At 64.4% G+C, this 25770-nt stretch carries 21 protein-coding genes; 12 read left to right on the top strand and 9 right to left on the bottom strand.

The genetic code is table 11. The annotated features are described in order from the left end of the window. Positions 1–835 precede the first annotated feature (835 nt). The gene (locus tag LZC94_44320; GenBank protein ID WXB14832.1) at positions 836–1096 is read left to right on the top strand and encodes a hypothetical protein; all 261 of its coding nucleotides are present in this window, start codon (positions 836–838) and stop codon (positions 1094–1096) included. Between the two features lie 236 nt (positions 1097–1332). Here the strand turns inward: LZC94_44320 and LZC94_44315 are convergent, their stop codons facing one another. Both LZC94_44315 and LZC94_44310 read right to left on the bottom strand, forming a co-directional pair. Continuing rightward, positions 1333–1914, bottom strand: a complete 582-nt coding sequence (locus LZC94_44315) for a hypothetical protein (protein ID WXB14831.1) — start codon at positions 1912–1914, stop codon at positions 1333–1335. 121 nt (positions 1915–2035) lie between these two features. Further along, positions 2036–2830, bottom strand: a complete 795-nt coding sequence (locus tag LZC94_44310; GenBank protein WXB14830.1) for a hypothetical protein — start codon at positions 2828–2830, stop codon at positions 2036–2038. A gap of 830 nt (positions 2831–3660) precedes the next feature. On the opposite strand from LZC94_44310, the gene LZC94_44305 reads away from it, so the two are divergent. Then, positions 3661–4227, top strand: coding sequence for an AraC family transcriptional regulator (locus LZC94_44305; GenBank protein WXB14829.1), 567 nt, complete (start codon positions 3661–3663; stop codon positions 4225–4227). Here LZC94_44305 and LZC94_44300 read toward each other — a convergent pair. Beyond that, entirely contained in the window at positions 4216–5055 is an 840-nt protein-coding gene (locus LZC94_44300; protein ID WXB14828.1) for a S41 family peptidase, read from the bottom strand. The two genes, LZC94_44305 and LZC94_44300, sit on opposite strands and share 12 nt — an antisense overlap. 544 nt (positions 5056–5599) lie before the next feature. On the opposite strand from LZC94_44300, the gene LZC94_44295 reads away from it, so the two are divergent. Both LZC94_44295 and LZC94_44290 read left to right on the top strand, forming a co-directional pair. After that, positions 5600–6217, top strand: a complete 618-nt coding sequence (locus tag LZC94_44295) for a hypothetical protein (protein WXB14827.1) — start codon at positions 5600–5602, stop codon at positions 6215–6217. An 812-nt stretch (positions 6218–7029) separates the two neighbouring features. After that, entirely contained in the window at positions 7030–7626 is a 597-nt protein-coding gene (locus LZC94_44290) for a hypothetical protein (GenBank protein WXB14826.1), read from the top strand. A 384-nt stretch (positions 7627–8010) separates the two neighbouring features. Here LZC94_44290 and LZC94_44285 read toward each other — a convergent pair whose 3' ends face one another. Both LZC94_44285 and LZC94_44280 read right to left on the bottom strand, forming a co-directional pair. After that, on the bottom strand, positions 8011–10542 hold the full coding sequence (locus LZC94_44285; GenBank protein ID WXB14825.1) for a GH92 family glycosyl hydrolase: 2532 nt from the start codon (positions 10540–10542) through the stop codon (positions 8011–8013). A 109-nt stretch (positions 10543–10651) separates the two neighbouring features. Next, the gene (locus LZC94_44280; GenBank protein WXB14824.1) at positions 10652–11263 is read right to left on the bottom strand and encodes a pyridoxamine 5'-phosphate oxidase family protein; all 612 of its coding nucleotides are present in this window, start codon (positions 11261–11263) and stop codon (positions 10652–10654) included. A 95-nt stretch (positions 11264–11358) separates the two neighbouring features. On the opposite strand from LZC94_44280, the gene LZC94_44275 reads away from it, so the two are divergent. After that, complete coding sequence (locus tag LZC94_44275) at positions 11359–12165, top strand: helix-turn-helix transcriptional regulator (protein WXB14823.1); 807 nt, start codon at positions 11359–11361, stop codon at positions 12163–12165. Positions 12166–12251: 86 nt separating this feature from the next. On the opposite strand, the gene LZC94_44270 is transcribed toward LZC94_44275, so the two are convergent. Both LZC94_44270 and LZC94_44265 read right to left on the bottom strand, forming a co-directional pair. Continuing rightward, positions 12252–13427, bottom strand: a complete 1176-nt coding sequence (locus tag LZC94_44270; GenBank protein WXB14822.1) for a hypothetical protein — start codon at positions 13425–13427, stop codon at positions 12252–12254. Positions 13428–14099: 672 nt separating this feature from the next. After that, a complete protein-coding gene (locus LZC94_44265) occupies positions 14100–14474 on the bottom strand; it encodes a nuclear transport factor 2 family protein (GenBank protein WXB14821.1) in 375 nt (124 codons plus the stop codon). 248 nt (positions 14475–14722) lie between these two features. Between LZC94_44265 and LZC94_44260 the strand changes: the two genes are divergently transcribed. Next, positions 14723–15775, top strand: a complete 1053-nt coding sequence (locus LZC94_44260; GenBank protein ID WXB14820.1) for an AraC family transcriptional regulator — start codon at positions 14723–14725, stop codon at positions 15773–15775. On the opposite strand, the gene LZC94_44255 is transcribed toward LZC94_44260, so the two are convergent. Continuing rightward, positions 15711–16718, bottom strand: coding sequence for an RNA polymerase subunit sigma-70 (locus LZC94_44255; protein ID WXB14819.1), 1008 nt, complete (start codon positions 16716–16718; stop codon positions 15711–15713). The two genes, LZC94_44260 and LZC94_44255, sit on opposite strands and share 65 nt — an antisense overlap. Before the next feature lie 66 nt (positions 16719–16784). On the opposite strand from LZC94_44255, the gene LZC94_44250 reads away from it, so the two are divergent. The 6 genes from LZC94_44250 to LZC94_44225 all read left to right on the top strand — a co-directional run bounded on the left by LZC94_44250 (position 16785) and on the right by LZC94_44225 (position 23700). Next, the gene (locus LZC94_44250) at positions 16785–17426 is read left to right on the top strand and encodes a dihydrofolate reductase family protein (GenBank protein ID WXB14818.1); all 642 of its coding nucleotides are present in this window, start codon (positions 16785–16787) and stop codon (positions 17424–17426) included. Positions 17427–17877: 451 nt separating this feature from the next. Then, entirely contained in the window at positions 17878–18858 is a 981-nt protein-coding gene (locus LZC94_44245; GenBank protein ID WXB14817.1) for a hypothetical protein, read from the top strand. 13 nt (positions 18859–18871) lie between these two features. Beyond that, complete coding sequence (locus LZC94_44240) at positions 18872–20404, top strand: serine/threonine protein kinase (GenBank protein WXB14816.1); 1533 nt, start codon at positions 18872–18874, stop codon at positions 20402–20404. Between the two features lie 354 nt (positions 20405–20758). Continuing rightward, entirely contained in the window at positions 20759–21433 is a 675-nt protein-coding gene (locus tag LZC94_44235; GenBank protein WXB14815.1) for a hypothetical protein, read from the top strand. Between the two features lie 60 nt (positions 21434–21493). Continuing rightward, positions 21494–22348, top strand: a complete 855-nt coding sequence (locus LZC94_44230) for a hypothetical protein (protein WXB14814.1) — start codon at positions 21494–21496, stop codon at positions 22346–22348. 59 nt (positions 22349–22407) lie between these two features. Further along, a complete protein-coding gene (locus LZC94_44225) occupies positions 22408–23700 on the top strand; it encodes a sigma 54-interacting transcriptional regulator (protein WXB14813.1) in 1293 nt (430 codons plus the stop codon). Between the two features lie 497 nt (positions 23701–24197). Here the strand turns inward: LZC94_44225 and LZC94_44220 are convergent, their stop codons facing one another. Further along, positions 24198–25685, bottom strand: coding sequence for a hypothetical protein (locus LZC94_44220; GenBank protein ID WXB14812.1), 1488 nt, complete (start codon positions 25683–25685; stop codon positions 24198–24200). Positions 25686–25770: the final 85 nt, after the last annotated feature.

The following is a 25770-nucleotide window of genomic DNA, read 5'->3' as shown; positions in this document are numbered from 1 at the left end:
AGCTCGTCATGTCATCTTCGCAAACGGGATACTTCTTTTTGGATTCGGCGGTAATTTGCTGGTGCCTGCTCCGTGCTGCCGCGTCGGCAAACTCGGTCGAGGAATCGTAGTCGCAGTCTTCCGCCGTTCATCGTGGTCTCTCGTGCGAAGCCCCATGGTGGGCGACCCCAAACGTCGACGAGGGAGATCATGCGCGCTGGGCGAGCCTTTCTCAATCAGCATGCTCGTCATGCTATGCATGACTGCAGGTATGGCTGAGCGAGCGGACAACGGCGGTCGAGGCACTCGACGTGCTCCTCGACACGACGGAAGTCGAAACGCACGTGGAGCTTGGCACGTCCACCCTCTTGCGTACTTTTTCCGCCAAGTGATCCTTCCAAGGCTTGGTGCCCGATTTCGCCCTTCGCACCTCGGCGATAGGCAAGCATAAATCCGAATCAGCCTCGACGTTCGGCGTCGGCAAGAGCGGTACGACCCGCGCCGAAGCGCCCGATCGACCAGGCGCCCTTCGTCGCGATATCCCTCTCCGTGTACCGTGGGGTGCCCCATGTACCAGGCGCGAAGCGCGATGATGGTACATGGTCACGCACAGCTGTTTTCGATTCTCGGCCGCAAATTGGCATTTCGCCCGGCGCTCGAGGCTTTGGCGCGACCGTTGCACTCACGAAACATCGATAACCGAGCCGAGGTGATGGTTCGGAGAATGAGGGAAATATCGATGACTCGAATGACGGTGATGGTTGCTTTCTTGGGAACGATGGGACTGTTGGGTGGAGTGGTGGCATGCAGCGGTGCATCGACGGGCGATGAGGCTGCTCAAGACAAACAAGGCGTCGTGACCCAAAGCTCCGAGGAGCACGCCGAGGAGGCGTCCGCCGACCAGGCCAGTGCGCTGGGCACGAGGACGTCGTTCTACGCGACGTGCACCGGAACGAGGCGCTGGGGCCCCACGGACGGGCGTCCGATCGAGTGGGCGAATGCCTCCTCGTGCAAGAAGTACAACGGCTACTACGGCGGCTATACGGCATTGCCGAGCAGCGAATCACCGTGCCACGGCGACGTCGCCAACATCAACGGCGAGCTCCACTGCCGCTAATTCGATGAGCGATGGCGGCGGCGACGCACGACGTCCCGCCGCCCGCGCTCGACCGCCCGTCTGGCTCTCCGGACTCCGAAGGTTCGGAATGGGATCGACCATGCCTCGGGCGGAGCGGCTGGTGCCTCATTTGCCGGAGTCGTGATCGGGTCAAGCGAAGGCGCTTCGTGCGGGCGAGGAGCTCACCGACGTCCCACATCAATAGACTGGTCCGGGCCCGCCATGGCCAAAACAGCTCATTCGCCTTCGATTTCGGGTTCGATACTTTTTTCGGCGACGCCCATCCCAAGGTTCTGATTGGTATAGCCCGATTTTTGATCATTCTCTGCAGCTTGAGACTCGCTACCCTGATAAGCTACGGCTAAATTCGCCGCATCGCCACCCGAGTCGATCAGCACACCACCGGACTTTACGATCAACCGTGAATCATTCGCGAGTAGCGACCTACGGACCGCCGAGTCAACGGCGTTTCGTCCGGCTCGCCCGTCGGTTTTGCGCTGGCATCCTCCCGCCGGTGGCGGCGGCGGCGCACCTGCGGCCGCAATAAACGGGTGTGTGTGCCCGTCTTCGGTCTGACTCACACCGGCAACTTGCCCGGTACGGCTCCTCGCGGTCACGCGGCTCCAGAATCCTCCCAATGTGCCGATGCCGGATATCTTCTTCGATCGCGGATTCCAAATAAAGGCTTCGTGGCACCCCTGATCGTTCTGCGCGGTGCCCGAGATCGATCCATCCTCGGAGACGCCGAAGGCGCGGGTGGAGAAACCGCCAAGCGTGCCGAGGTCGTCCCCTCGTTGGTCCGCCGCCGGATCGTCCACGGGGACCAAACGAAGGCCTGCGTGAGCCCCGGGCTCGTGATGTAGTTGCCGGCGATGACGCCGGACTCGCTCATGTCGACGACCGAGAGCATTGGGTGCACCGTGCGCGCGTCGATGCGGGTCAGCAGGGGAGGACCTCGGTTCCGTTGGCGCGCCAGCGAACGGCCTCGAGGCTGCCGTCGAGCATTTGGTATGTACCGGCGGCGAGGTGCTGCGTGTTCACGTCGACGGGCCAACAGCGGGTGGTGCCCGGCGGCAGCGCGAGCTGCGCGACATCGTACGAGGCGCCGTTCGGAGTCCAGCGTACGGCGACGGCGCCGCCGTGACGTCGATCGCAGGTACCGACGATGAACGGATCGTCGTCGTCGCTCATGTCCGCGATGGTGCACGCCGTGGAGTCGAGCTCGGGAAGATCGGTCGGTTTGGTCGAGCTCCACTTCCAGACGACCGCGTGGCGCGCGCCTTCGGCGTCGCGGCTCGAGCCGGCGGCGACCCCGCGTTCGTTGAGGAGGCGCGCACGCGACTGCACGTCGCCCTCACCGGGCTCGAGCTGTTCGGGAGCATGCGCCGGTAGCTCGCGCCATCGAACACCCGCGGCTTCGCCGACATGGCCGAACGCGCAACTTCCAACCGCGGCTCCCGCGTTGTTGAGGCTCGTGATGGAACACGGACGCTCTTCGACGAGGCGAGGGAGACGGACCGGGGCGGCACCGGGGGCCCAATACGCGGTGACGAAATTGCCTTCGGCCATGCGGCACGAACCGACCACGGCACCGGAATCGTTTACGCTCGAAACCGTGCAGAGATTGCCGTCGAACGTACCGAGGTCTGCGGCCTGCTTGCCCGTCGTTGCCGGCGCCAGCCCGACGTCAAGGAGTGCAGAAACCCCCGCGACGTACTTCGCCCGTTCGAACATGACGCTCCCCCTCGCACATAGATGGCATCTTCGCCTCTATCGTTGTCACACCGGATTCGTGCAGCTCGAATCGATGTCTATAAATCATTGTCCGAGGTTGGGCTCATAAGGCGCATCATGCATGCCGAGCGCACACGTTCGGCTGCAACCAACGTTGCGAGCGAACTGGACTCGACCCGCTCACGGTCCGGCCGTCACGAAATCGGATGAACGCCGAGACCAGTCGAGTCGATCCCAAAGAGCGCGTGCGTACGATCCTCGTGTGACGAAGGTCGTGGGGATGGCAGCTACGAGCCGCTCTCGCTCCAGCGGCACGCCGGCAGGTCTCCAAGCCCCGTGCATCCGCACCGCGCGCTCGTTGGAACAGCTCGCTGTCGCCGGTGCGGCGGGAAACGCGCGTCCGCGCCCGTGCCCGTACGGATCGCAGGCCATGCCCTGCCGACTCCGGATGCCAAGGTTGGCTGAGATTTCGCTGAGACTCTCAGGTTCTCCTCAGCGTCGATGGGCAATCCTCGGAGCAACACCGACCTCGTGCACTTTGGATCCGTCCGATGATGATGACCCTTCGCTCCGGCCGCTTCTTCGGCCATACCTTGCGACGACGACGCGTCGAACATCTGGAGTTCGTGGAGTCCTGCCACGCAGCGTGCTCGCGACTCGACCGCCATGTTCACAATAGGCCCTATTTCTGTGTCAACGAGGAGGGAGAGTACCTGGAGACCTTCGGGCGAAGAAAGCGCATCTGCCGGAAGGGTATGATCGTTTTCCATCCGGCAGGTGAAACGCATTCCCAAGCGCACGAAACCGATGTCCGTTCCCTGAATGTCGAGGTGAGTGATGCGTGGATGCAGCTCCTCTCCGACGAGGTGGGCCCGCTCGACGTACCGGTGGACTTTCAGGAGGGCGCGCTCGCCGGGGTGGGTGCTCGACTGCTCGCTGCATGGCACCTCGACGATTTGGATTCTGCGCTGGAATGCGATGCGATGAGCTGGGAGATCCTCGGGGCCGTGGCGCGTCGCTCCGATCTGCGAAGCGGCGACCAGGCTCCTCGATGGGTCCGCGACGCACGGGAGATCCTCGAGGCCTCGTTCCGCAATCCTGTTGGCCTCCCCGAGCTCGCGCGGAGCGCCGGCGTGCATCCGGTTCATTTTGCGGCGGTGTTTCGACGGAGCTATGGCTGCTCCGTCGGTGAGTACCGGCGGCGACTGCGCCTCGCGTTCGTGTGCCGACAGCTCGCCTCCGCGAAACCATCGCTGGCCGAGATCGCGCAACAAGCAGGTTTCTCCGACCAAAGCCATATGACCCGCACATTCAAGCAATTCACCGGAAACACGCCGGGCGAATATCGAAAAAGGTGGAAGCGCGGCCATCGATACCACATCGGTCTATGGGTTTGACCCACCGACCTGCTTCGCGACCAAGGTCTCGACCGTCGCGAGCGCATCGTCCGCCGCGACGACTTTGTCGGGTTGCACCCCGACCGTCTCCCAGTTGGAGCCCGTGATCGGGTTTACCGTGCGCCCCATGGGAACGGTCGCTATGAAGCCAAGCCCAAGGAATTTCGCTCCCGTTGGATGAGCGCCCCCACCCGTGACCTCCCCAACGATCATCCCTCGCTTGAACGCCTGAACGTCGTAGGCGAACTCTTCTCCTCCGGAGAACGTGCGCGAAGAGGTGAGCACGAAGACGGGACGCGTCCCGCCATAGGCTGCCGTCCCCACGTCACGGGTCATTGTCTTTTTCACGTCCCCACTGCGCCACACCACCGTGCTGACCAATTGGGGCGGATTGTCGAGCAGGAAGCTGAGTAGATACGCGACGGCGTCATCGCTGCCCCCTCTGCAGCTCCGAAGATCGATCGCCAAGGCGCGCGCCTCGCGCACGACCGTCAGCGCGGCCGCAAACACCTCCCCGGAGGCTTCGGGCACGATGAACTCGTCCACCTTGAGGTATCCCAGACCACTGTCGAGCACCTTCGACGTGACCACCTTCGCCGCTTGAGCGCGCAACTCCTCCAAGGGCATGGCGCCACCTGGCACGACACCCGGCGCAGGCCCCTCCGGCTCGTTCGTGTGGGCTGCATCGAAGCGTACTCGCATATGCCGATCATCGACGATGCTGCGCGCGTCAGCCTGCAGTGCATCCGCGAGGGCTTGGCCTTCGAGCGCATCGTAGGCGCCGCCCTCCGAACGGCCGCGCACATGGTTGCCGATCGCCTCGCCCAAACGGGCGTCTGTGTAATATGCGGCCATCGTCTTCGCGAGCGTCGAAGCGACCTTTCGCGGGACGATGTCGGCCGCTTGGCCGTCCGCGGTCTCCGACTGTGAATCCGTGCCCGAACAAGCGGCCGGCGTCATCACCAAAGCGAGTCCAACGAGGATCCGTGCACCAACGTGCTGCATAGGAAGGAACGTGTTCATGCGCGGTAGCATGCCGATGCGAGGGGCTCGGATCTTGAACGCTAGCAAGGTCCTTCGCGGCCTCTCCAGGCTGCCGCGCGGCTTTTCGAGGGGCGGGCACAGCGCGTTGCCCCGAATGTACCGCTCGCGGACGTAGGTGGGGGGTGTCCTGGATGTTTGAGCGCGTGCGGATACAAGGCGAGTACCATTTTCCAACGGAAACGCGGTCGATTGCGGGCGAGCACGGATTCGGCCGACGAGCAACGGCGGCCCTCGGCGGTCGGCCGCGGGAAGGTATGGCTTCCCAATGGCGTACCTACAACAGCTTCTCTCCATTGATTTCGTTCGCCCCCGTGTACGCAGGTAACGCATGCTCCCTATCGATATGGCGCGGCGCAAAGAGCTGGTTTCTCTCAACCGCCAGTACGGCGCGTTTGGCATCCTCGTGATGCCGTGGGCGATTCTCACCATCTTCGTCGTAGGTTCCGCGCTCCTGGCGGCGAAAGAGGGCATGAAGGATTGGTCGAAATTCGACTGGTGCCTCGGAAAGACGTATCCAGACACGTACTACGCGACCCTCGAAGACTGCCAAAGCTACGCGCGCGACAACTTCGAGCACAACGCGATGATGTTTATCGGCATTGCCGTCGCCTTCTTCGTCGCGTGGGCCATCCTTGGCTTCTTCGGCCTCCGCGCCGCGCGGCGGTTGCCGAAGGTTCTTTCGCTCCTCGACAACGCTCCGACCACGATCGTGTGGGCGTATGAGCGAGAGACATTCCTCGAGGGCTCCAAGGTGGCGGCGAACCGGCGAGAGATCGTGATCGGCTGCGTCGACGGCGCGACGTCGAGCCTTTGGGTCCGCAGTCCCGACGAAGTCGGGCCTTTGCTGAGCGCAATCGCGCATCAATGTCCCGGCATCACGATGGGATTCAATGAGGAGAAGTCGGCGCAATTCGCACGTGACCCGCGCTCGATGCGACGGGCCTAACCCGTCGGCTCCGCAGCCGACGTGGGACCGGGCAGGTCACGCCAGCGCCCCAGTGGTCAACGTTTCACAAGGCACGACGCCACCCACCGTCAACGCAACCCCGCCTCAGCGTTCGGCACGGTCGCGACGCCTTGAGCATCGGTAGGCCGCCCGACCAACGCACCGTGATTGCGGCCCCGCGCGCCGGTTCCAAGTCCTCGGGCCCCACGAGGAAGGGCCAAACCCGACCTTCCCTGTTCCCGTGCCGTACTGGAATGCGTGCCGCCGGGTGCGGGCGGCGGGGCGTGAGCGTGAGCGCGATACCTGCAGCCCGCACCGGCGGGACATGGGCGCGGGGCACGGTGTGTCGAGCCGCCGGGCGCAGACGCCAATGATGTCACTTTGTCGCAAACCAAAGCGAAAAATACGTGTGCGCGCATCGAGAATGGGCGAGTTGGGACGTGACTTTATAAGGTTTTCGATGTAGTATTTAATATGCACGCATGAAGGGTGGAACCACAAATGCGTACGAAATAGAGACGTCTATTTCCAAACGCGTCGATCTCGATCGTTGACGTGTTCGACGACGCCAAAATGAGCTGCGAGCTGTCCGAATATTCGACCGGCGCAGCGACGAAGTCGACCATCTTCCCACCCAAGGGCTACGTCCGTTTCTGAATCGGAGTCGGTGACGATTCAGACGTAATCTACTGGGCTCCGCGGCCTCGAGTCACTCCACCGAATTCTCTCCGTCGGGAGACCTCCTCCCGCGTGAGCAGGAACGACTTGTCGGAGCCGCGGGAGCGAATCGACGGAAGGGAATCTATTATCGAATGAACAATGTATCGCTCACGTATTTCGTGAACTTCGTACTGAAGGCGGGGACGCCGCGGATTACGGTTGTCAAGGAGTTCAAGGGACGGGACGTTTATGACCCCCAGACGGACTTCTACAAGATGCTACGAGAGAGAGTCATCGAGACATTCCGCTCGGGCCAGCCTATTGGCTCGCTCGAGAGCTGGGCATCCAGCGTCCACGAAAAGAAACGGGCCGCATATCTTGCTGTCATCACGGGGTTGAAGCGGTTCGTTGGCCGGAGGGCCCATGAGTGGTTCGAGCCGCCCCGGGAGAACTTCACGCTCGGCGGGATCCCCCTCAACGTCAACCCCGAGCTGGGCCTGATGATAGAAGGCGTGCCGCACATCATAAAGCTCTACTTGAAAGATGACCCACCGCTGGTAAAAAACCGCACACAACTCATACTGCGCATCCTCGAAACGGCCCTTTCGGCAACCAGCCCTGGGTGCACGTTCGCCGTATTGGACGCTCGAAAGGGAAGACTCCACGCGAGTGGCTCATCACCGAGCAGCATCGATGCGCTTCTTGCTGGCGAAGCCGCCGCGTTCAAGGTGATGTACGACACCGTCTGAGCCGTGCTGGCATTACCGCCGTTCGAAGGCACCAGCGGTGCCATCGCGCAACCACCAGGGCATTCGCCCCTCCCGACGACCGCCTTTCTTCCACGCTCCTATCGTCCCGGCGATTCGGCGTCCGCGGCATCCGTAGGCAGACGACGATGGAGGCATGGCTGGTCCCCCGCCACGAGCAGCCGCCGTGCCGTAGGCAGCGAGCGCCGTGAAGACGCGCGCCATGGTCCCATCGAACGTCATGGCACTTCCCTATCGAGCCGCACCCGTCACGAGCAGCCGCCGTGCCGTTAGGCAGCGAGCGCCGTGAAGACGCGCGCCATTGGAGGGCGACCTCCCCGGATCCTCTTCGCGAACCCGGAGCGGTCGCCGAGCGGCCACCCGTCGTTATTTCGCGACCGGGCACAAGGACGGCGGCGCCGCCTCCGGCGCGGTCCCCCAGCCATCCGTGCGGATTCGATCGGTCAGCGTGTAGTCGACGACTTGGCCAGATTGGAGCTTCGAGACGGACAAGTAGACCTTGTCGTGCACCCCTGCGCCCACGCGAACCTCGTCGACGAAGCGCACCTTGTCGAAGCCCGCGCCAGGTGCATTCAGCACGAGGTGTCCGCCATTCTCCAGCTGGACGTCCACCCGCGGGAAGCGGGGCGGGTGCAAAAGGAAGTTCCCCGAGCCCGGCATGAAGGGATAAAGCCCCATCACGTCGAACAGGTACCACGCGGACATGGTGCCGAGATCGTCGTTGCCGGTCACGCCGTTCGGCGCGTTGGTGAACAGCGTTTGTGCGGCGTCGAGCACCACGGCCGTCTTGTAGGGTTGTCCGAGCACCGCGTACATGAACGCGCTGTGCAGATCGGGCTCGTTGTTCGGATTGTATCGGAACTGGTTGTAATACGCGTAAGGCCCCACGACCCATTTCTCGCGCGCCGTTTTACGCGGATCGACCAGCAGATCGTCATAGGCGAAGAACGTATCGAGCCGTTTCGTCGCCTTCTCTCGCCCGCCCATTTTTTCGGCGAGGCCACTGGCGTCCTGGGGGACGAGCCATTGGTACTGCCACGCCGTTCCTTCGTGGAAGCCATCCTCGGACGTGGGGGTGTACGGCTTGTCGGCCGGCGTGTAAAATTTGCCATCCTCCGTGCGCGGGCGCGGGAAACCTTTGAACGAACCCCCGTGATCGTTGTCCTCCACGGTGTCGTCCCACACCGCTGTCCAATTTTGTCCGCGTTTTTGGAGCCTGGTCGCATCGTCGGTGTGGTTCAACGCCTTGGCCATGGCCGAGAGTGCACAGTCCGAGACGGCATACTCCAGCGTTGCCGAACCACCGTGCTGGGGATCGGCGTCCTGCCCCTTCTTGACGAAGTTCTTGTCGTAAAACGCGAATCCCTTGGGAATGTACGTCGTATTGCCCGCCCGACCTTGAGAGCGCGAATCGGCCGGTGGAATGTGCTCCGCATTTTGGAGCATGGCTTGGTAGGCGCGCTCCTCCTCGCCTTGCAAGAGCCCATAGCTCCAGAGATCGGCCATGAACGAGGTGACGGGATCACCGGTCATGCAATTGGTCTCGAAGTTGGCATAGGCCCAACGCGGGAGCCATCCGCCCTGATCGTGGATGGCGAGGATGGACTTGCCGATGTCGCGCGCCCGGGAGGGCAAGACGAGCGCGAGGAGCTGGTTTTGTGCGCGGTAGGTGTCCCACAGCGAGAAGAACTCGTAATACGTAAAGCCGCTCGCGGTGTGGATCGCGTCGTCCCACCCCAAGTACCGCCCGTCTACGTCGTTGCCCGTGAGGGGCTGGAGAAAGGCATGGTAGAGGGCCGTGTAAAACACCGTTCGTTGATCGGCGCTGCCGCCATCGACCTTCACGCGGGCGAGCTCCGTTTGCCACCTCGCTTGGCTCTCTTGCCGCACGGCATCGAAGGTCTTGAGCTTACCGCCGCTCATGCCCTCGGCGTTCAGGTTCTTGCGCGCGCCATCGAGATCGACGTGGGAAATGGCCGTGGTCAACGTTACGGTCTTCTCGGTGGCGGTATCGAAGGTGATCCACGCCCCACGAAGCCCTTGGTCGCCTTCGCTGTGCTTCGAATTGGCGTCCCCTCCGGCGGGGCTCCACGTGCCCTGGGCCTGGAACGGCCGATCCGCCTTGATTTGAAAATACGTCTTGTAGCGCTTACCGCCGCAGAAGCTCTGGGTGTCGACGTAGCCCTCGAGCGTCCGGTCGTCGACCACGGTGATGGAGCTCGCCATCACGTTGTGCTTGTCGGTGGCCTGCCCCACGTTGACGAACAGGTTGCCTCGGGCACCCTGACCAAACGTATAACGCTCGGCCGTGGCGTGCGTGAGAGCAGTATTCTCCGCATCGATACCGCCGTATTTGGTCAAACGAATCTTGAAGTATCCAGCCTGCCCCACCTCTCCATCGTGGGTGTAGTCGGCGCCATACTTGGAGTGATCGAACGTGGTCGGCGAGGAGACGTCGAAGTCACTTCCCTTGGGCCCGATGGTCCCCAACGTGGGGAGCACGGATATTTGGCCACCCTGCTCCCAGCACCCTGCGCCGGATAGGAAGAAGTGCCCAAACCCTTTGATGAGTGGGTTGTTGTAGAGGTATCCAGCATAGTGCGCCCCGATGGGACTCACCTGCGTCATGCCAAAGGGCGCCGACGCTCCAGGGAAGGTATTGCCATCGTCCTTGGTGCCAATGAACGTGTTGACGAGTCGCTCGTAGTGCTCGAGCGACCCGGCGTCGCCGCCGTCCACGGCCGGAGCGGAGACGTCTGGTACCGCGTCGTACGCACTTCCGTCCGGGGTGTTGCCAGGCGGCGAATCGGACGAACCCGAACAGGCGAAGAAAACGGTGCCGAGAGAAATCGAGATCGCCGAAAAAGCGGCCGGCGCGCCGTTTCGCAATACCTTCATGGCCGAAGATAGTAGGGCGATTTCCGCGCGCACGCGCAACAATGCCACCTTGCCCACACGACCTTATCCCCACCCGCTCCCGATCGAATGGGCGGGAGGGCGTCTCCCATCAATAGAGATCGGATCGCACGCCCCGGTCGTAATGTGCGTCCATGAGTCGGGCCTCGTCTTCGCCTCCTCCGGTCATCGCGGCCTTCATCTGTCCCACCGTCGGCAAGGACCGCCTGTCCAGGTGCGATTGGGATTCCCAAAGGCGCGCGCGGTTGATGGCCTTACCGCAGTGAAAGAGGACCTCGTCGATGCGAACGACGGTAACGGCTTTGGGCTTCTTGCCCGCTTCGTGCATTCGCGCGACCAGCTCGGCATCGGTCGAAACGTGGGCGTGGCCATTGATTCGCATGAAGATTTCCAGCCCAGGAAAGAGGAAGAGCATCGCGACCCTCGAATCCTCCATGAGATTGCGCAAGGACTCGATGCGATTGTTGCCTGGCCAATCCGCGAACGCGACCGTGTGCGGATCGAGGACGTGAACGAATCCAGGCGGGCCTCCGCGCGGCGAGGCGTCGAGGCCGTGGTCGCGTCCGGTCGCGAGGCAGAAGAACGTAGCCATCTTCAGATATGCCACGTGGAACGAGACCAGATGAGGAAGCACCGCCTTCTGAATGGCTTCGGCCGGCGGAACGTAGAGGCTATCGAGATCGGAAGGGCCAACGATGGGCATGGTGAGCGTCCGTTTCGTCGAGTGGTCGAACGAAGATAGCGCTCACGTCACGCCCTTGCTAAGCAATGGAAGCCATTCCATATCGCATTCACGCCATGGACGATGATCCTCGCAAGCTCTCGATGGCCGCCCGGGAGGACAGCTCCGGCCCGCTCGTGCTCACGCGCGCGGGAACCGGCGTTTTTCACGGTCACACGCGGCACCGCCATGCGCGAGGACAATTGATCGCGGTCGCCCGGGGCGTGCTCGCGGTCGAGACCGAGGCCGGAGCTTGGGTGGTGCCCGCGCGGCATGCGGTCTGGCTACCACCCCACCACGTTCACTCGGGCCGGACGCATGGCCCGGTCACCGGCTGGAGCCTTTACGTGGCGAAACCGGCATGTGCCGGCCTTCGGGCGCAACCCTGCACCTTGGCGATCACACCGCTGCTCTGGGAAGCAGCGATCCGGTCCGCAGAGTGGGGGGTCGAGCCGCTGGACGAGTTTCAGGCCCGGCTGGCGCTGGTCATCGTCGACGAGATTCGCCGGCTGGAGGTGCAGCCTCTGGGTCTGCCCCTGCCGCAGGATGCGAGGCTGCAGCGGATCGCACGTGCATTGCTCCGAGACCCGGCGGATCGCCGCAACGTCGAAGAGTGGGCCGCGTGGGCAGGCCTTTCGACCCGCACGCTCACGCGGCGCTTCGTGCTCGAGACGAGCCTCACCTTCACGGAGTGGGTACAACGTGCCCGATTGATGCGTGCGCTCGAGATGCTGGCCGGCGGAGCGGCCGTGACCACCGTCGCCATCGATGCTGGCTACCGCAGCGTCAGCGCGTTCATCGCCCTGTTCAAGCGCAACTTCGGGGTCACCCCGTCGACCTATTTCGAGCGACGCGTTCTTTCCGACCCGGCGCGCGATGGCTGAAGTCGGTCGTCGATGCATCGATGGCGTCCCGGCCAGCCATGCGAATGAGGCGTGCGCTGCCGGCGCGGCGGTGCTCCCTTCGTAGACTATTCGACGTCGACGATATAGATGGATTCTTTCCGGCCTGCCTCGACGGTCGAGTACTCCACGACGACCTTGTAGCGTCCTCGCGGGAGGTCCACGCCGGTCTGCGTCGGCAGAGCGAGAGGGGTGTCGCACGCGACGGGGCTCGAGGTGAAGATCTCCTTGCCGCTCGGGTCCGTGCCGGTCTTCCGATAAACACGATACCCACCGGGCACGATCTTCGTCGTGCCGTCGCTTTGCAGGACCGCCACGTGATCGACGTCGAGACGTCCGACCTGAAAGGGCAACGCGCCTTGCCCCGTGTTGCCGAGAGGAAGCGGTATCCGCATGAGGCCCCCTCCCTCGTACACCCCGCTGATCGTGAAATAGTACGAAGCCAATGCGTCTTCACGCTTGCCTATCTCGATGGAGCTCGCGCCGTCGGCGAGGCGGAACGAATTGGAGCTCGAGCCCAGCAACCTGTAGTCTTGCAGCGTGTAGACTCCCGTCGCGCACTTAGCGGTCGGGAACTCGCGTACGGGCGCGACGATCTTCGCGACATTCCGCCCGGCGTAGTCCCATACTTTGATGGACTTCGTATCGAGCGCGGCAACGTCCACGATCTGGCCGTCGACTCGATTATAGCCGAAATCCACCCTGTACTGGCCAGGGAGCAACGCCGCGGGCTCCGTTCCATCCGACGTCAGCGGCAATGATCCGTTGCTTGCCTGGATCCAGGAGCCACCGACATTTCGCCAGACATTCACGGACGGCGCCTGTATGCCGTCGACACTGCTGATTCCAAGGGTGGGCGACGGCGCATTCTTGATGTCGACAGCGAGAAGCCCCGCCTCCACCGTGGTGACCTTGCCTGCGGTCACGGTGGCCGAGCTCTCCATGAAGATCCCGCCCGAGGTGATCGAAAAAGCACGATTGCCGGTCTTGACGGGCCCGATCAATGCATCGAGACTACCGGAGATACCATCGATCCGCACGGTGCCTTTGGTCGACGAGCCTGCGGGTGTCACGACCTTGAAGTGAGCTGGAAAGTCCGAGCCGTCGGGGCGGATAACCGTTTCTTGTTCGGCAACACCGCGGTCGTCGGAGGGCGGGTCGCCGGATGAACCGATGCACGCAACCACGGAGATGGGCACGAGCGCTGAAACGAGAACGGCAATACCAATGAAAGGAGAACGCATGTTGAATGATCCTATCTAATTGCTCGAGGACTTCGATCGTGTGAGGACGGTCGCGGCGTGCGGGCAGTTGCGCGTCGATCCATGACGAACCGTTGGACGTTGCGCAGCCGCGCTCGATACAAGTTGAAATCGGATCATTCGACGCGACGTAAAGAAGCATGTCTCTCGTGCGCCACGTTCTGCGGAGTACATTTCTGCTCGACCTCGGAACGAAACTCGTTCGCCCTGGGCGGCTTTGCATTTCTTTGGATCGCTTCGACGATAGCTCGATACCGATGACAACATCGCCGCACCTACAGCAACACGGATGCCATGCGATCGACGCTCGATATCCCGCGAAAACGGGCGGCCCGCGGATTCGATTTGGGTGCTCGAGAACCCAACGCGGGCCACCACGAGGCCTCACGATTGAATCACCGAGGTGGCGGAAAGATACAGCACGCCACCTCGAAAAACGTGAAGGACTGACCGCGCTCGTCCTATATGGCACCGCGCACCGCGACCGTCGGCGATCCGGCGAGCTCGCCCGCGCATCGGGAAGATGCTCCGTACCGACAGCGGTTACGGCGTCGTCGAAGGTTCACTGCGCGTCCTCGACGACAGGGGCACCCGCAATTTGCAATTCGTGAACGAAGGCCTTGCGACCGCCACGCCGCAAGCGCGGCCTAGCGCTCATCCCCGTGTTTCGACGGTCATCACTTTCTGAACAATTTTCCAGGTCCCGTTGACTCGCAGACAGGACAACATGTCGGTAAATTGCCGTGGCGGAATCTGAAACCTCAGCTTCAAAAGCGCGAGCTCTCTTACGACGTCGATGGACACGATCTCGTCATGGCGCTCCAGGCCCAGTTGTTTCGGAGCTTTCATGCTGCGGACCGCCGCCAGCCACGTCTCGATCGGCGTTACGCTCACGTTGCCGTCTTCGCCGATTTTGGTCACGGAGCTCGAGTGATGAAAGATGGACGCAAACTTGTCCGCGTCCATCTCGTAGGCAGCTTCGAAATAGATATTTGCTACAGCGCGCAAATCACGAATGTCGTTATCCAAGAAGATCTCCTTTGCCCTATCCGAGCCCGCCCAGCCAACGAGGCCGACCCTCGTTCTCCTCCCACTCCATGCCGACGCATCGACCAGAGTGGTCATTTCCACACGGCCAAGACTATGGCCGGAAGCGCTCGGGGGGTATCCCGATCCTCCCGAGCTATTGCCTAATCCTCTTCCTGCCTCAAGAATCCTGTAGGAACTTCAGGACCCGGAGGTCCCCTCAGCATGTCCCACACTTGCCCACATTTTCCATGAGAGCCCACGTCGAAAGCGCACCGGAGCTCGAAAACCGTGCTCGACAAAGGCGCGCCGAGCTTGCGCATAAAATTGCCTCGCTCATGGGCTCGAAAGAGAAATGGGTTACGGACGTACCCGGCCTCACATTGGTGCGCCGAACCAAGGTGGTCGCCCCCGGCTGTGGGACGTACGAGCCGAGCATCGCTCTCATCGCGCAAGGACGAAAAGAGGTGGAGCTCGGCAAGAGGTCCTTCGTCTACGACGAGTCCAGGTACCTGCTGACGTCCGTGGACCTACCGATCTCGAGCCGGCCGCTCGAAGCCAGCGAAGAGCGGCCCCTCCTCGCGCTCGCGCTCTCCCTCGATATCGAAGTCGTCCAAGAGCTCTTGAGCAAAGACGAGATCCCGCTCGGCGGGGCGGCCTCCGATGACCCTGCAATGGTAACCGGAGAGACGACACCCGAGTTGCTCGATGCATGTTGCCGCTTGGTGGGGCTCCTCGAAACCCCGAAGGACATACCGTTTCTGAATGGCTTGATTCAACGTGAGATCGTCTACCGGATACTCCAGGGGCCAGAAGCCGCGCGGCTCCGAGCGATCGCCACGCGAGGAAACCAAAGCCAGCGTACGACGAAGGCCATCTCCTGGATCAAATCGAACTTCTCGAAACCGCTTCGCGTGGAAGAGCTCGCACACATGGCCGGCATGGGCGTTTCCACGTTTCACAATCATTTTAGAGCGCTGACCGCGATGAGCCCCCTTCAGTACCAAAAACAGCTCCGGCTGCAGACCGCGCGTTCGCGAATGCTCTTGGATGGGCTCGACGCCGCGAGCGCTGCGTTCGAGGTCGGATACGAGAGCGCCAGCCAATTCAACCGCGAATACAGCCGTTTCTTCGGACAATCCCCCATGCGCGACATTCGGGCGCTCCGGTCCTCGAGCGCGTCTCCGATCGACGTCGCCCCCGCTCCCTCACGGGCCCCGGCGCCGCGCCATCACGCAGCTACGCGTCGAGCACCGGTGGGAAGCCCCACGCCGCGAACAGCTCCGGCAGCACGAACGTCGTGAGCTCGACGACCCGACCGTTGGCATCGAGCGACATGACGGTGAGGCAGACGGGGTGGTAGCGACCGTCCGGCCCGCGGACATAGGCGAGTCCGCCGGGATCGCCGTTCATCGGCGCGGGCACGATCCGGTAGCGCCCAGGGCGCGGCTCGCCGTCCCACGTGCCCGATGATTGCATCGTCGCCACGACCGCATCTTTGCCGTCGAGCCAGTACTCCCAGGGCGGCATGTTCATCACCGCGTCCGACGCGAGCAGCCTGACGAAGTCGTCGAAGTCGCCGCGCTCCCACGCGTGCACGAACCGATCGACGACCTCGGCGTGGCGGGTCGCGAGCGCGGGTGATTCCTCGCGTGGTCGCGCGATCGCAGCGCGCGCACGCTGCAGCGCGCTGTTGATCGCGGCCTCGGTGGTCTCGAGGATGGCGGCGACCTCGGCGACGCTCCAGTCGAGGACGTCGTGAAGGATCAGCGCGGCGCGCTGGCGCGGCGGCAGCACCTGCACGACGCGCACGAACGCGAGCCGGATGCCCTCGCGCAGCCGCGCGACCTGCTCGGGCTCGAGCACGACCGGCAACAGCGCATCGGGGTACGGCTCGAGCCAGAGGATGTCGGAGCGCGGCTCGGTCGTGGGCGGCCCCGGCGCGACCGACGAGCCGACGTCTTGCGGCAGCACGCGACGCGGGCGCGCCTTGAGCATGTCGAGGCAGGTATTGGTGACGATCCGGTACATCCACGCGCGGAAGCTCGCGCGCGGCTCGTACGTCGCGAGCGCGCGCCACGCCTTGAGTCGTGACTCCTGGAGCACGTCGTCGGCGTCGTGGAACCCGCCGAGCATCCTGTAGGCGTACGCGTGCAGCTCGCGATCGAGCGGCTCCACCAGCGCACGAAACGCTCGCTCGTCGCCGCCGCGGGCGGCCTCTACCAAGGGCTCGAAATTTTCGCTCATGGACCGATGACTCGCACGCCCGCCCATCGTTACACCACCGGACCCCACCGCGAAAGGCCCGTACCCATGAGCAAAGTGTTCTTCCTCGTCAGCGTCTCCCTCGACGGATATCTCGTACCTCCCGGCATGGACCTGGAGCACGCCGGCGACCCGACCTACGAGGATTGGGGTGCCCAATGGGGCAAGCTCCATAGCTGGATCTTGCCGCAGCGATTCTTGCGGGAGATGTTGAAGCTCGGCGAGGGCGGCGAGACCGGCACCGACAATGACATCGTCGAGCACACGTTCCGGCGCACCGGCGTCAGCATCATGGGCAAACGCATGTTCGACCTGGGCGAACGGATGTGGCCCGAGGAAGCGCCGTTCCACACGCCGGTGTTCGTGCTGACCTCGCAGGTGCGCGAGCCGTGGGTGCGACCCGGCGGCACGACGTTCTACTTCGTCAACGACGGCATCGAGAGCGCGCTCCGCCAAGCGCGCGCGGCGGCGGGCGATCAGGACATCCGCATCGCCGGCGGCGCCGACGTCATCCAGCAGTACCTACGCGCCGGGCTCGTCGACGAGTTCGCGCTCGCGATCGCGCCGGTGATGTTCGGCGGCGGGCAGCAACTGTTCGCGCGCATCGGCCGCGACGTCGGCGTCGAGCTCGTCGAGACCATCGCATCGCCGCGCACGACCCACGCGCGCTACGCCGTGCGCAAGCCGTAGCCGCATGCCAGTGAACCTCCAGGGGACGACCTTCCGTGACCATACCGTGCCAAACGGCAGGCCCGCGGGGCGTTGTCTCCGAGGCTCGCGCAATGAGCTTCGAGCTCGCCTCCCGAAGCTGGCGATGGCTCGGGCATGCGAATACCAACGCCCGTGCGCTCTCACTCGAGAGCCTGCAAATTCGATGAATGGGACGATGCGCGGCGGACTCCCTTTGAGCGAGTTCGTCGAATCGGAGATTGCCTTCTTCAATCGGGACGGACGATTCTATCGATATTAGAAATATCCCCGCAGCGGTAGGCGCGCATCCCATCGGCGATTCATCGACCCCGGTGACCGAGGGCTCGGGGCCGTTATTTCGATTAGCCGTCGATGTCATCGTATGCGGAAGAAATGTCGAGCTGGCATCGATTGTGGCGTAGCGCGCGATGCGTGCATGTATAGTTGACCGATGTCACGCTGGCGGTGGGTGCTGGTGCCGTGGCTCGCCACGGTCACCGCGTGCTCGCTGGCTTATCTGACCGAGCACGCCGGCGAGCCAGGACGCGGACCATCGGACGACGGCGGGCAGGGCGCCGCTGCAGATGCACGCGCCGACGTCATGGCAGGGCGCTGGTCCGTGTCGGTGGACGCGTCGGCCGGCTTCGCGGACTTGGCAGGAGTCTGGGGATCGGGTGCCCAAGATGTCTGGGCTGTTGGCTACGGTCAGATCGAGCACTGGGACGGAGCGAACTGGACATCGAGTGATGTGGGCGCGGCTCTGGAAGGCATATGGGGGGCAGGCCCGCGCGACGTCTGGAGCGTCGGCGCCGGCGGGACGGTGCTCCATTACAATGGGTCGGCGTGGTTGCCAGTCGACGCCGGGACGAAGGCCGATCTCCATGGCGTGTGGGGGAGCGGGCATGCCAACGTGTGGGCGGTCGGTGAGGCGGCCTCTCGGCGCGGCACCATCCTGCACTTCGACGGAAACGTGTGGTCCGAGCAGAAGCAGGTCGAGACAGGTCTCACGGCGATCGCGGGCGGGGCGGCCGGTCCGCTCGCCGTAGGCGGCGACAACGTCATCCTCCGCTACGCGCAAGGGTCCTGGACGAAGGACATCGTGCAGTTTGGCGCGTCGAACATCATGCACACGGTCTGGACGAGCGACACGTCGGCGTGGGCGGCCGGTAACGTCGCGCTCCTCCGCTACGGGGGTGAGACGTGGACGCCGGCGTCCACGTCGGGCTACCGCGGCGGGCTCTCGGCCATGTGGGGGAGTGGCCCGAACGACATCTGGGGCGTGTCGTTCGATGGAACCATGGCGCATTGCGACGGCACCACATGGTCGCTCGTTCCCCGCATCACCGACGCCGCCCTCAACGGAGTTTGGGGCCGCGCGCCCAACGACGTCTGGGCCGTCGGCACCCGTGGCACAATCCTTCATTTTCAGTAAGTTAACGCGGGCGATGCCGCGACGAATCGGACGCTACGAGCTGCACGAAGCGATTGCGTCCGGCGGCATGGCGGTCGTCCACCTCGGGCGATTCGTGGGGCCGGTTGGCTTCTCGCGCACCTTGGCCTTGAAGCGCCTCCACCCGCACCTCGCGACCGACTCCGAGTTCGCCGCCATGTTCCTCGACGAGGCGCGGCTCGCAGCTCGCGTGCAGCACCCGAATGTCGTGGCGACGCGCGACGTCGTCGTGAGCGATGGCGAGCTGTTCCTCGTCATGGACTACGTGCTCGGTGCGTCGCTCTCCGAGCTGTTGCGAGCCGCCGCCGTGCAAGGCGAACGCGTGCCGCCGGCCGTCGCGTGCGCAGTCGTCGTCGGCGCGCTCTACGGGCTGCATGCAGCGCATGAAGCCTGCGACGAGCGGGGCGAGCGCCTCATGATCGTGCACCGCGACGTGTCGCCGCAGAACATCCTCGTCGGTGCCGACGGCGTGGCGCGCATCGTTGATTTCGGTATCGCGAAGGCCGCGTCGAGGCTCCAGTCCACACGCGATGGCACGGTCAAAGGTAAGCTGGCGTTCATGTCGCCGGAGCAGATCCTGCGTCAACGCGTGGACCAGCGGGCGGACGTCTACGCCGCCGGGGTCGTCCTCTGGCAGGTGCTCGCGGGCAGGCAGCTGTTCGCGGCCGATGACACGTCGGGGGTCATCGCGGCGGTGCTCGAGGGGGAGGTGCCATCGCTCGCGCGTGTTCGCTCCGACGTCCCGCCGTCGATCGACGAGGCTCTCCGTCGCACCTTGAACCGCGACGTCGAGGCTCGTTTCGAGACGGCGCTCGATTTCGCCGCGGCGCTCGAGGCGGTGATCGTGCCGGCGCCTCAGCGCGACGTGAGCGCGTGGGTGGCGCGGCTGCTCGGTCCGCGCATCGACGAGCAGCGCACGCGCGTCACGAACCTCGAGCGGACGCCGGCGATGGCTCCCGCCGCGGAAGAATCCGCGGTGGAGAGGCTTGCGGGGCATCCGCGCTCGCCCGACGACGCGCGGAAGCTCGCCGCGATGGCGACCGAGAAGCACGCCGCGCCTGCGATGCAGGCCCCGGCCGCGGTCACGATTTCGACCCCCGCGACACGAAGCGGTCGCGGTCGCGGCAGGCCATGGTTGGCCGTCGCGCTCGCCGTTGCCATCGGCGCGGTGTTCGAGGCGAACGTCCACCTGCTTGCGCGCACGCGCGGCGACCCCTCCATCGCGATGGCCCAGACACCGCCGCCCGCTCCTTCGGGTGAGGCACCCGGCCTCCCACCCGAGACGGCGAACGTCCCACCGCCCGCCTCCGCGGTGGTCGCGAACGCAGCCACGGCGACGACGCCGGCCGCGCCGGTCGTGGACGAATCGCCGACGAAGGGCGCCGGCCCGCGCCCTGGTGCGAAACGAAGCGGAACGTCAGGCCGCCCGGGCGCCGCCCTGCCGCCTTCGGCCCGAAAACCCGACTGCGATCCGAGCTACAGGCTGGACTCGAACGGCGTGAAGCGCTTCAAGCCCTGGTGCCTCTGACGGGTTTGCGCAACGCCGTTGACCGTTTGTGCACCGTTGCACAAGCGCGCTCCGGAAAGGCCGTTTGGAGACGAGATTCGCGCGTGCGCACGGCGTTGGTCCGAACGTTGCTGTCGGTCCTCGTCAAGGAGCGCCCACATGAGAATTCGAACGCTGTCATTCATGGTCGCCGTACTCGGTTTCGGAGTTGGGTCGTTTGCATGTTCCACCGACAAGGCGAATGAGGGGCAACCTGCGGATGGAGGAACATCCGGGGACGTGCCTGGGAAGTGCCAGAGCCCAGGGTGCGACGCCGGCACGTCGACGACGGACGGGGGCACCTCGGACGGCAGGGGCAGGGTGGACAGTGGGAGGGTGGACAGTGGGAGCACGGTCGGCCCGTGCACCAACCCCGTCTTTACGAGCTCCGATCCCCATGAAGACCACACGTTTCCCAACGGCTACACGGTCTTCAACAACGTGTGGAGCGGGAGCGGCGGTCCGCAGACCATCTACGCCTGCTCACCGAGCAGCTGGTACGTCGTCTCGAACCAGCCGGTGCTTCCGGATTCGAGAGGCGAGATCAAATCGTATCCATGTACCCAGTGGATGTTCAACGGCCGCGCCTTGAACACGCTCACGGCGATCGACAGCACCTTTGCACATACCGCTCCGGCATCGGGCGTTTGGAACGCGTCCTACGACATCTGGCTGGGGCCGGGCGGATGGGACATCGAGGTGATGCTCTGGACGGACTATCGCTATCTCGCGACGCTCCCGCCGGGCGGCAATGAGACCGATCGTCCGACCATCGACGGCCAACCGTACATCGCCTGGGCAGAGCCCGATCACAAATACATCGCGTTGGCCATGACGCAGAAGAAGACCTCGGGGACCGTGAACTTCCGCCACGTCTTCGACTGGCTCGTCTCCAAGGGATGGGTGCCCGCGAACGCCCCGTTGCACGCGTTCGAATACGGAGTCGAGATCGCGGAGACCAACGGCCCGGCCACCTTCTCCGTGAACGACTTCTCCGTGACGAGTCGTTGAACGTCGCCGAATGGCGATGATATCGTGACTTCGAACTACGACCCGCGTACACTTCTCGGTATGCGCGCACGTCGCGGTCGCCTGCTCGAGGCGTGCATCGTGGTGGTGGTCACGGGGCAAACGAACGCGGCGTTCGCCGTCGACAAGGCGGCGTGCATCGACGCGCACGAGCACGGGCAGGAGGCGCGCCTCGCGGGCAAGTGGATGGAAGCGCGCGCGCTGTTCCTGCAGTGCGCGCAGTCGAGCTGTCCGGCACCGCTCGTGAAAGATTGCACCGAGTGGAGCGGCGAGCTCGAAAGGCAGATCCCTACCGTCGTCGTCGAGACGAAGCGACCTGACGGTGTGGACACGGACGACGCCGCGTTCTTCGTAGACGGGGCGCAGCGGGCGTCGCGCGTGCCCTCGACGCCGCTCGCGCTCGATCCCGGCGCTCATACCTTGCGCGTCGAGCACGCCGGGTGGAGCCCCGCAGAGACGACGGTGATTCTCCGCGACGGGGACCGCGAACGACGGGTCGTTTTGCAGCTCACGTCGCCCGTCCGGCCGCGCACTGGACGAGAGACGCTCGGCGCCGTACCCACCTCGCGAGGGGCCACGTCGTCGATCCCCGTGGCCGCGTGGGTGGGCGCCGGCGCCACCGCGGCGCTCGCCGGCGTTTCCGTCCTGTTCCTCGTCCGAGGGAAGACGCGCGAGCAGGATCTCGCAGCGAGCCCGTGCGGCGTCACGGGTACGTGCACCGATGCAGAGGTCGATCCCATTCGCACGGACTACATGGTGTCTGGCGTCGCCGCGGCGGCTGCCGCCGTCGCGCTGGGGATCACCATCTGGCAGCTCGTGGCGCACCGGCCCGCGGCGGGCATGACGGCGGCGCTCCCCAAGGTCACCGCCGCAACGCCGCTGCGCCTGACGTTCTGACGCGACTCACTCAGGCTCGCCGGCTCGCCGGCTCGTTGCCACGCCCACACGCGCTCGGTATGCTCGTCCCTGCGGTGGCGAGGCTGTCCGAGGAGAAGACGCGTTCACATACGTTCGATCCGGGACCGCCGGGCCGCCCTCGCGCGACGTTCGTCTGGGAGGGCGGGACGGTGGTGCGTGATCTCGACGTCGGCCGCGATATCGTCATCGGGCGCGCCGAAGAGTGTGACATCCAGATCCTGCACCCGTCGGTCTCGCGCAAGCACGCTCGGCTCCGTCTCGGCCCACCCCTCATGATCGAAGACCTCGGGAGCTCGAACGGCACCCGCATCGACGGTGTGCCGATGGGTGAAGGTTCGCAGCCATTCGGGCCCAATCAGATCGCCGAGATCGGCGCGGGGTTCCTCATCGTGCGTGGCGACGTCGGAGTGACGGGGCCAAAGGCCAGCTTGTCCGCGCCGAGCCCGGAGGTCGAGGATCATTTCCTGAGCCTCATCGCCAAGAGCCCGCTCAGCGTGCTCATCGTCGGGGAGACGGGCGTCGGCAAGGAACGCGCTGCCGAGAAGCTGCACCTCCGGTCTCCACGTGCGGCGGGCCCCCTCGTCCGACTGAACTGCGCGGCGTTCCCCCAGACCTTGCTCGAAGCAGAGCTCTTCGGCTACGAAAAAGGCGCGTTCACCGGGGCGGTCCAGAGGAAGCTCGGACTCGTCGAGACCGCGTACGGTGGAACGCTGTTCCTCGACGAGGTCGCGGAGATGCCTCCGACGATGCAGGCCGCGCTCCTGCGCATGCTCGAGGCGCGCCAGGTGCTGCGCATTGGAGGGCTGAAGCCCGTCGACGTCGACATTCGCGTGGTCTCGGCGACCCACCGCGATCTCGATGCCGCGATCGCCGCCGGAAGCTTCCGCCGCGATCTCTACTACCGGCTCGCGGGCGCCACCGTGCGCATTCCGCCGCTGCGCGCGCGCCGTCCGCGCATTCTCCCCCTGGCCAAGGGGTTCCTCGACGATGCGGCTCGTGCCGCCGGCGTCGCCGCGCCCTCGATCACGTCGCGCGCACAGGGGCGGCTCTTGCAGCATCCGTGGTACGGCAACGTGCGCGAGCTGCGGAGCGTGATGGAGAGGGCGTTCGCGCTCTGCGAGGGGCGCGCCCTCGAGCCGGCACATCTGCTCCTCGACGACGCGCCGGGGGTCGCTCACGAACCCGACGAGCGCCAGCAGATCCTCGATGCCCTCGAAGCCTCCGAAGGAAACCAAACGCGCGCCGCCGAGATCCTCGGCGTCTCGCGGCGCACGCTCATCAACCGTCTCGAGGAGTACGATCTGCCGCGCCCCCGCAAGCGCACCCGGTGAGCTTACCGAGATGTCCCGTTGCCGATGCGCTTGCCGAGGTCTCGATGAACTACGGGCGCAAGCAAATGCCTATTCATGAAGGCCATGAGCCTCCCGACGATTCATATCGAATAAAGGCATTTTCCGATTGACACACATTCCCTGACCATGTCTGTCGCGCTTCGACGCAAAGCTCATTCTCGTATGGACGGTCTCGCCGTGGATTTACGCTTGGGCGAGGACCTTGGAGCCACACCTGGCCAGCGAGCACGTTGAGCACTTGTGGAGCGCGTCGCTCATGCGGGATTGTATCCGTCCGCCGGACGAGCCCCGCGTTCGCCGGCGTGCCGGACGCGGACATTGGACCCCGCGGAGCCGCTCGACATCCGAGCGGCCCCAACACGAGCAATCGCGGATCCGCGACGTGGCCATCGGCTCGTTCGACGAGTACGTCGCCTTCGAAGCCGCCCGCTGCAAGACCCGCGATTGCCGTTGCGTATTCTGTTGTGCTTAGCGTCTTACGGCGGACAAGCGCCCGTGCCGTTTGCGCCGATTGCCGGTACCGCGGTCCCATTGGGGAGCGGCAACGACGGGTGATCGAAGGGCGCACGCTCTTTCTCGACACGGCAGTCGGTCAAAGCGTTGCGCAGGAAGTCGACGACGGCGGCCTTGTCTCCGGAGTCGAAGGAGATGCGTTGCATGCGGCTCGCCTTTTCCGGGTTGTTGAAGTCACCCCCGCGACTGTAGAAGTCGACGACCTCCTCGAGGGTGGCAAATGCGCCGTTGTGGAAATAGGGTGCCGTGAGCTTCACGTTGCGGAGGGCGGACGTCTTGAAGGCGCCGCGATCCCTGCTCGAGCCGCTCACGGAGAACGAGACGCCACCCGGACCGAGGCCGGCTCGGCCCAGATCCTCGGCCGTCGGGCGGACGCCGTTGTTGTGGAAGCCCTGATCACCGCCGTCTTCGTTGATGAGCCCATTGGAGGCCGCAAACCCGACGGTAGCGTCCGAGAGCTCCGATCCCGAGTGGCATTTGGTGCAGTGGCCCTTGCCTTGAAATCGGTCCCATCCTCGCTGCTGCTGTTGTGTCATGGCGCTCGAATTGCCCGAGAGGAAGGCGTCGAACGGTGTTGCGCTCGGGATGAGGGTCGTCTCGTAAGCTTGCACGGCCTGCCCCCAGAATCGGGAGAACTGAGCCAGTGAATTGCCCGCTAGGCTGACACCAAACGCATCTTGAATGAGCTGTGTGTACGTCTTGTTGATTCCGGGACTCGGTGAATTCGACATCGCGCCGAGCACGCCGTCGGTCGGGCTCACCACCTGCTTTCCGAGCGGCACCCTGGCCAACATTTTCTCTGCGAGGCTCCCGGCGCCGTTGAATGCGCGGCCGGTGCACGACATTTCGATGTCGTTGGTGGGCGGCCCCACGGACTGCGATGCCAAACTGGCGTTCGTGATGCTCACGAAGCTGCCCTCCGTATCATTGCCCGTAAAGCCGAATGGGTTCTTGCCGTTGAAGCGATTATTTGCACGCCCGTCCCAAAAGTTGTCGCGAAAGAAGATCGCGCCAATGACCGTCGGCGCGTTGCGGCCGGTCACGCGGCGGCTGGCGAAGAACGGTGCGATTTGATTTGGACTGCAGCTATCGGCCGCGTTGGCCGGATTGGGATCGACGGATACGAACGTGCTTCCAACGATCCCTTGCGATCCGACGCGGTCGTCGGTTGCATTGATCGACGCGCCGTTGAACGTTTGCCCCGGTCCGGTGACGCCGCCGCTTTCGAAGACGTTGTTCGGGCCGGGGTCGATGGTGTTGATCCTTCGATTGTCGGCGCCCGCGCGGAAATGGCATGTAGCACACGCCACTTGACCGTCGCCGCCGACTTGAATATCCCAGAACAGCGCCTTGCCCAAACGGACGGCGGCTGCGGGATCCGCGATGTCGCCGCCGCTCGGTTGCGGGACGATGATTTGTGAAAGCGGTGGAGGATTGTCACCGCTTGCCAACGCGACTTCGGCCTCTGTTTCCGAGTCGTCACGTTGCGCTCCGCACGCGATGAGCACGATCGACGAGAAGATAAGAATCGATAAG

The organism is Sorangiineae bacterium MSr11954 (assembly GCA_037157815.1).
GTDB lineage: Bacteria > Myxococcota_A > Polyangia > Polyangiales > Polyangiaceae > Pendulispora > Pendulispora albinea.
The sequence above is the reverse complement of the archived record's forward strand: the minus strand, read 5'-3'. Positions and strand labels throughout refer to the sequence as shown.

What these genes read in the sequence shown, in the direction of transcription:
- LZC94_44255 (WXB14819.1), bottom strand. Translation starts at nt 16,718, where the DNA reads ATGAGCGAAAATTTCGAGCCCTTGGTAGAGGCCGCCCGCGGCGGCGAC.
- LZC94_44230 (WXB14814.1), top strand. Translation starts at nt 21,494, where the DNA reads ATGCGCGCACGTCGCGGTCGCCTGCTCGAGGCGTGCATCGTGGTGGTG.
- LZC94_44275 (WXB14823.1), top strand. Translation starts at nt 11,359, where the DNA reads ATGGACGATGATCCTCGCAAGCTCTCGATGGCCGCCCGGGAGGACAGC.
- LZC94_44285 (WXB14825.1), bottom strand. Translation starts at nt 10,542, where the DNA reads ATGAAGGTATTGCGAAACGGCGCGCCGGCCGCTTTTTCGGCGATCTCG.
- LZC94_44310 (WXB14830.1), bottom strand. Translation starts at nt 2,830, where the DNA reads ATGTTCGAACGGGCGAAGTACGTCGCGGGGGTTTCTGCACTCCTTGAC.
- LZC94_44250 (WXB14818.1), top strand. Translation starts at nt 16,785, where the DNA reads ATGAGCAAAGTGTTCTTCCTCGTCAGCGTCTCCCTCGACGGATATCTC.
- LZC94_44245 (WXB14817.1), top strand. Translation starts at nt 17,878, where the DNA reads ATGTCACGCTGGCGGTGGGTGCTGGTGCCGTGGCTCGCCACGGTCACC.
- LZC94_44295 (WXB14827.1), top strand. Translation starts at nt 5,600, where the DNA reads ATGCTCCCTATCGATATGGCGCGGCGCAAAGAGCTGGTTTCTCTCAAC.
- LZC94_44260 (WXB14820.1), top strand. Translation starts at nt 14,723, where the DNA reads ATGAGAGCCCACGTCGAAAGCGCACCGGAGCTCGAAAACCGTGCTCGA.
- LZC94_44270 (WXB14822.1), bottom strand. Translation starts at nt 13,427, where the DNA reads ATGCGTTCTCCTTTCATTGGTATTGCCGTTCTCGTTTCAGCGCTCGTG.
- LZC94_44280 (WXB14824.1), bottom strand. Translation starts at nt 11,263, where the DNA reads ATGCCCATCGTTGGCCCTTCCGATCTCGATAGCCTCTACGTTCCGCCG.
- LZC94_44225 (WXB14813.1), top strand. Translation starts at nt 22,408, where the DNA reads ATGCTCGTCCCTGCGGTGGCGAGGCTGTCCGAGGAGAAGACGCGTTCA.
- LZC94_44290 (WXB14826.1), top strand. Translation starts at nt 7,030, where the DNA reads ATGAACAATGTATCGCTCACGTATTTCGTGAACTTCGTACTGAAGGCG.
- LZC94_44240 (WXB14816.1), top strand. Translation starts at nt 18,872, where the DNA reads ATGCCGCGACGAATCGGACGCTACGAGCTGCACGAAGCGATTGCGTCC.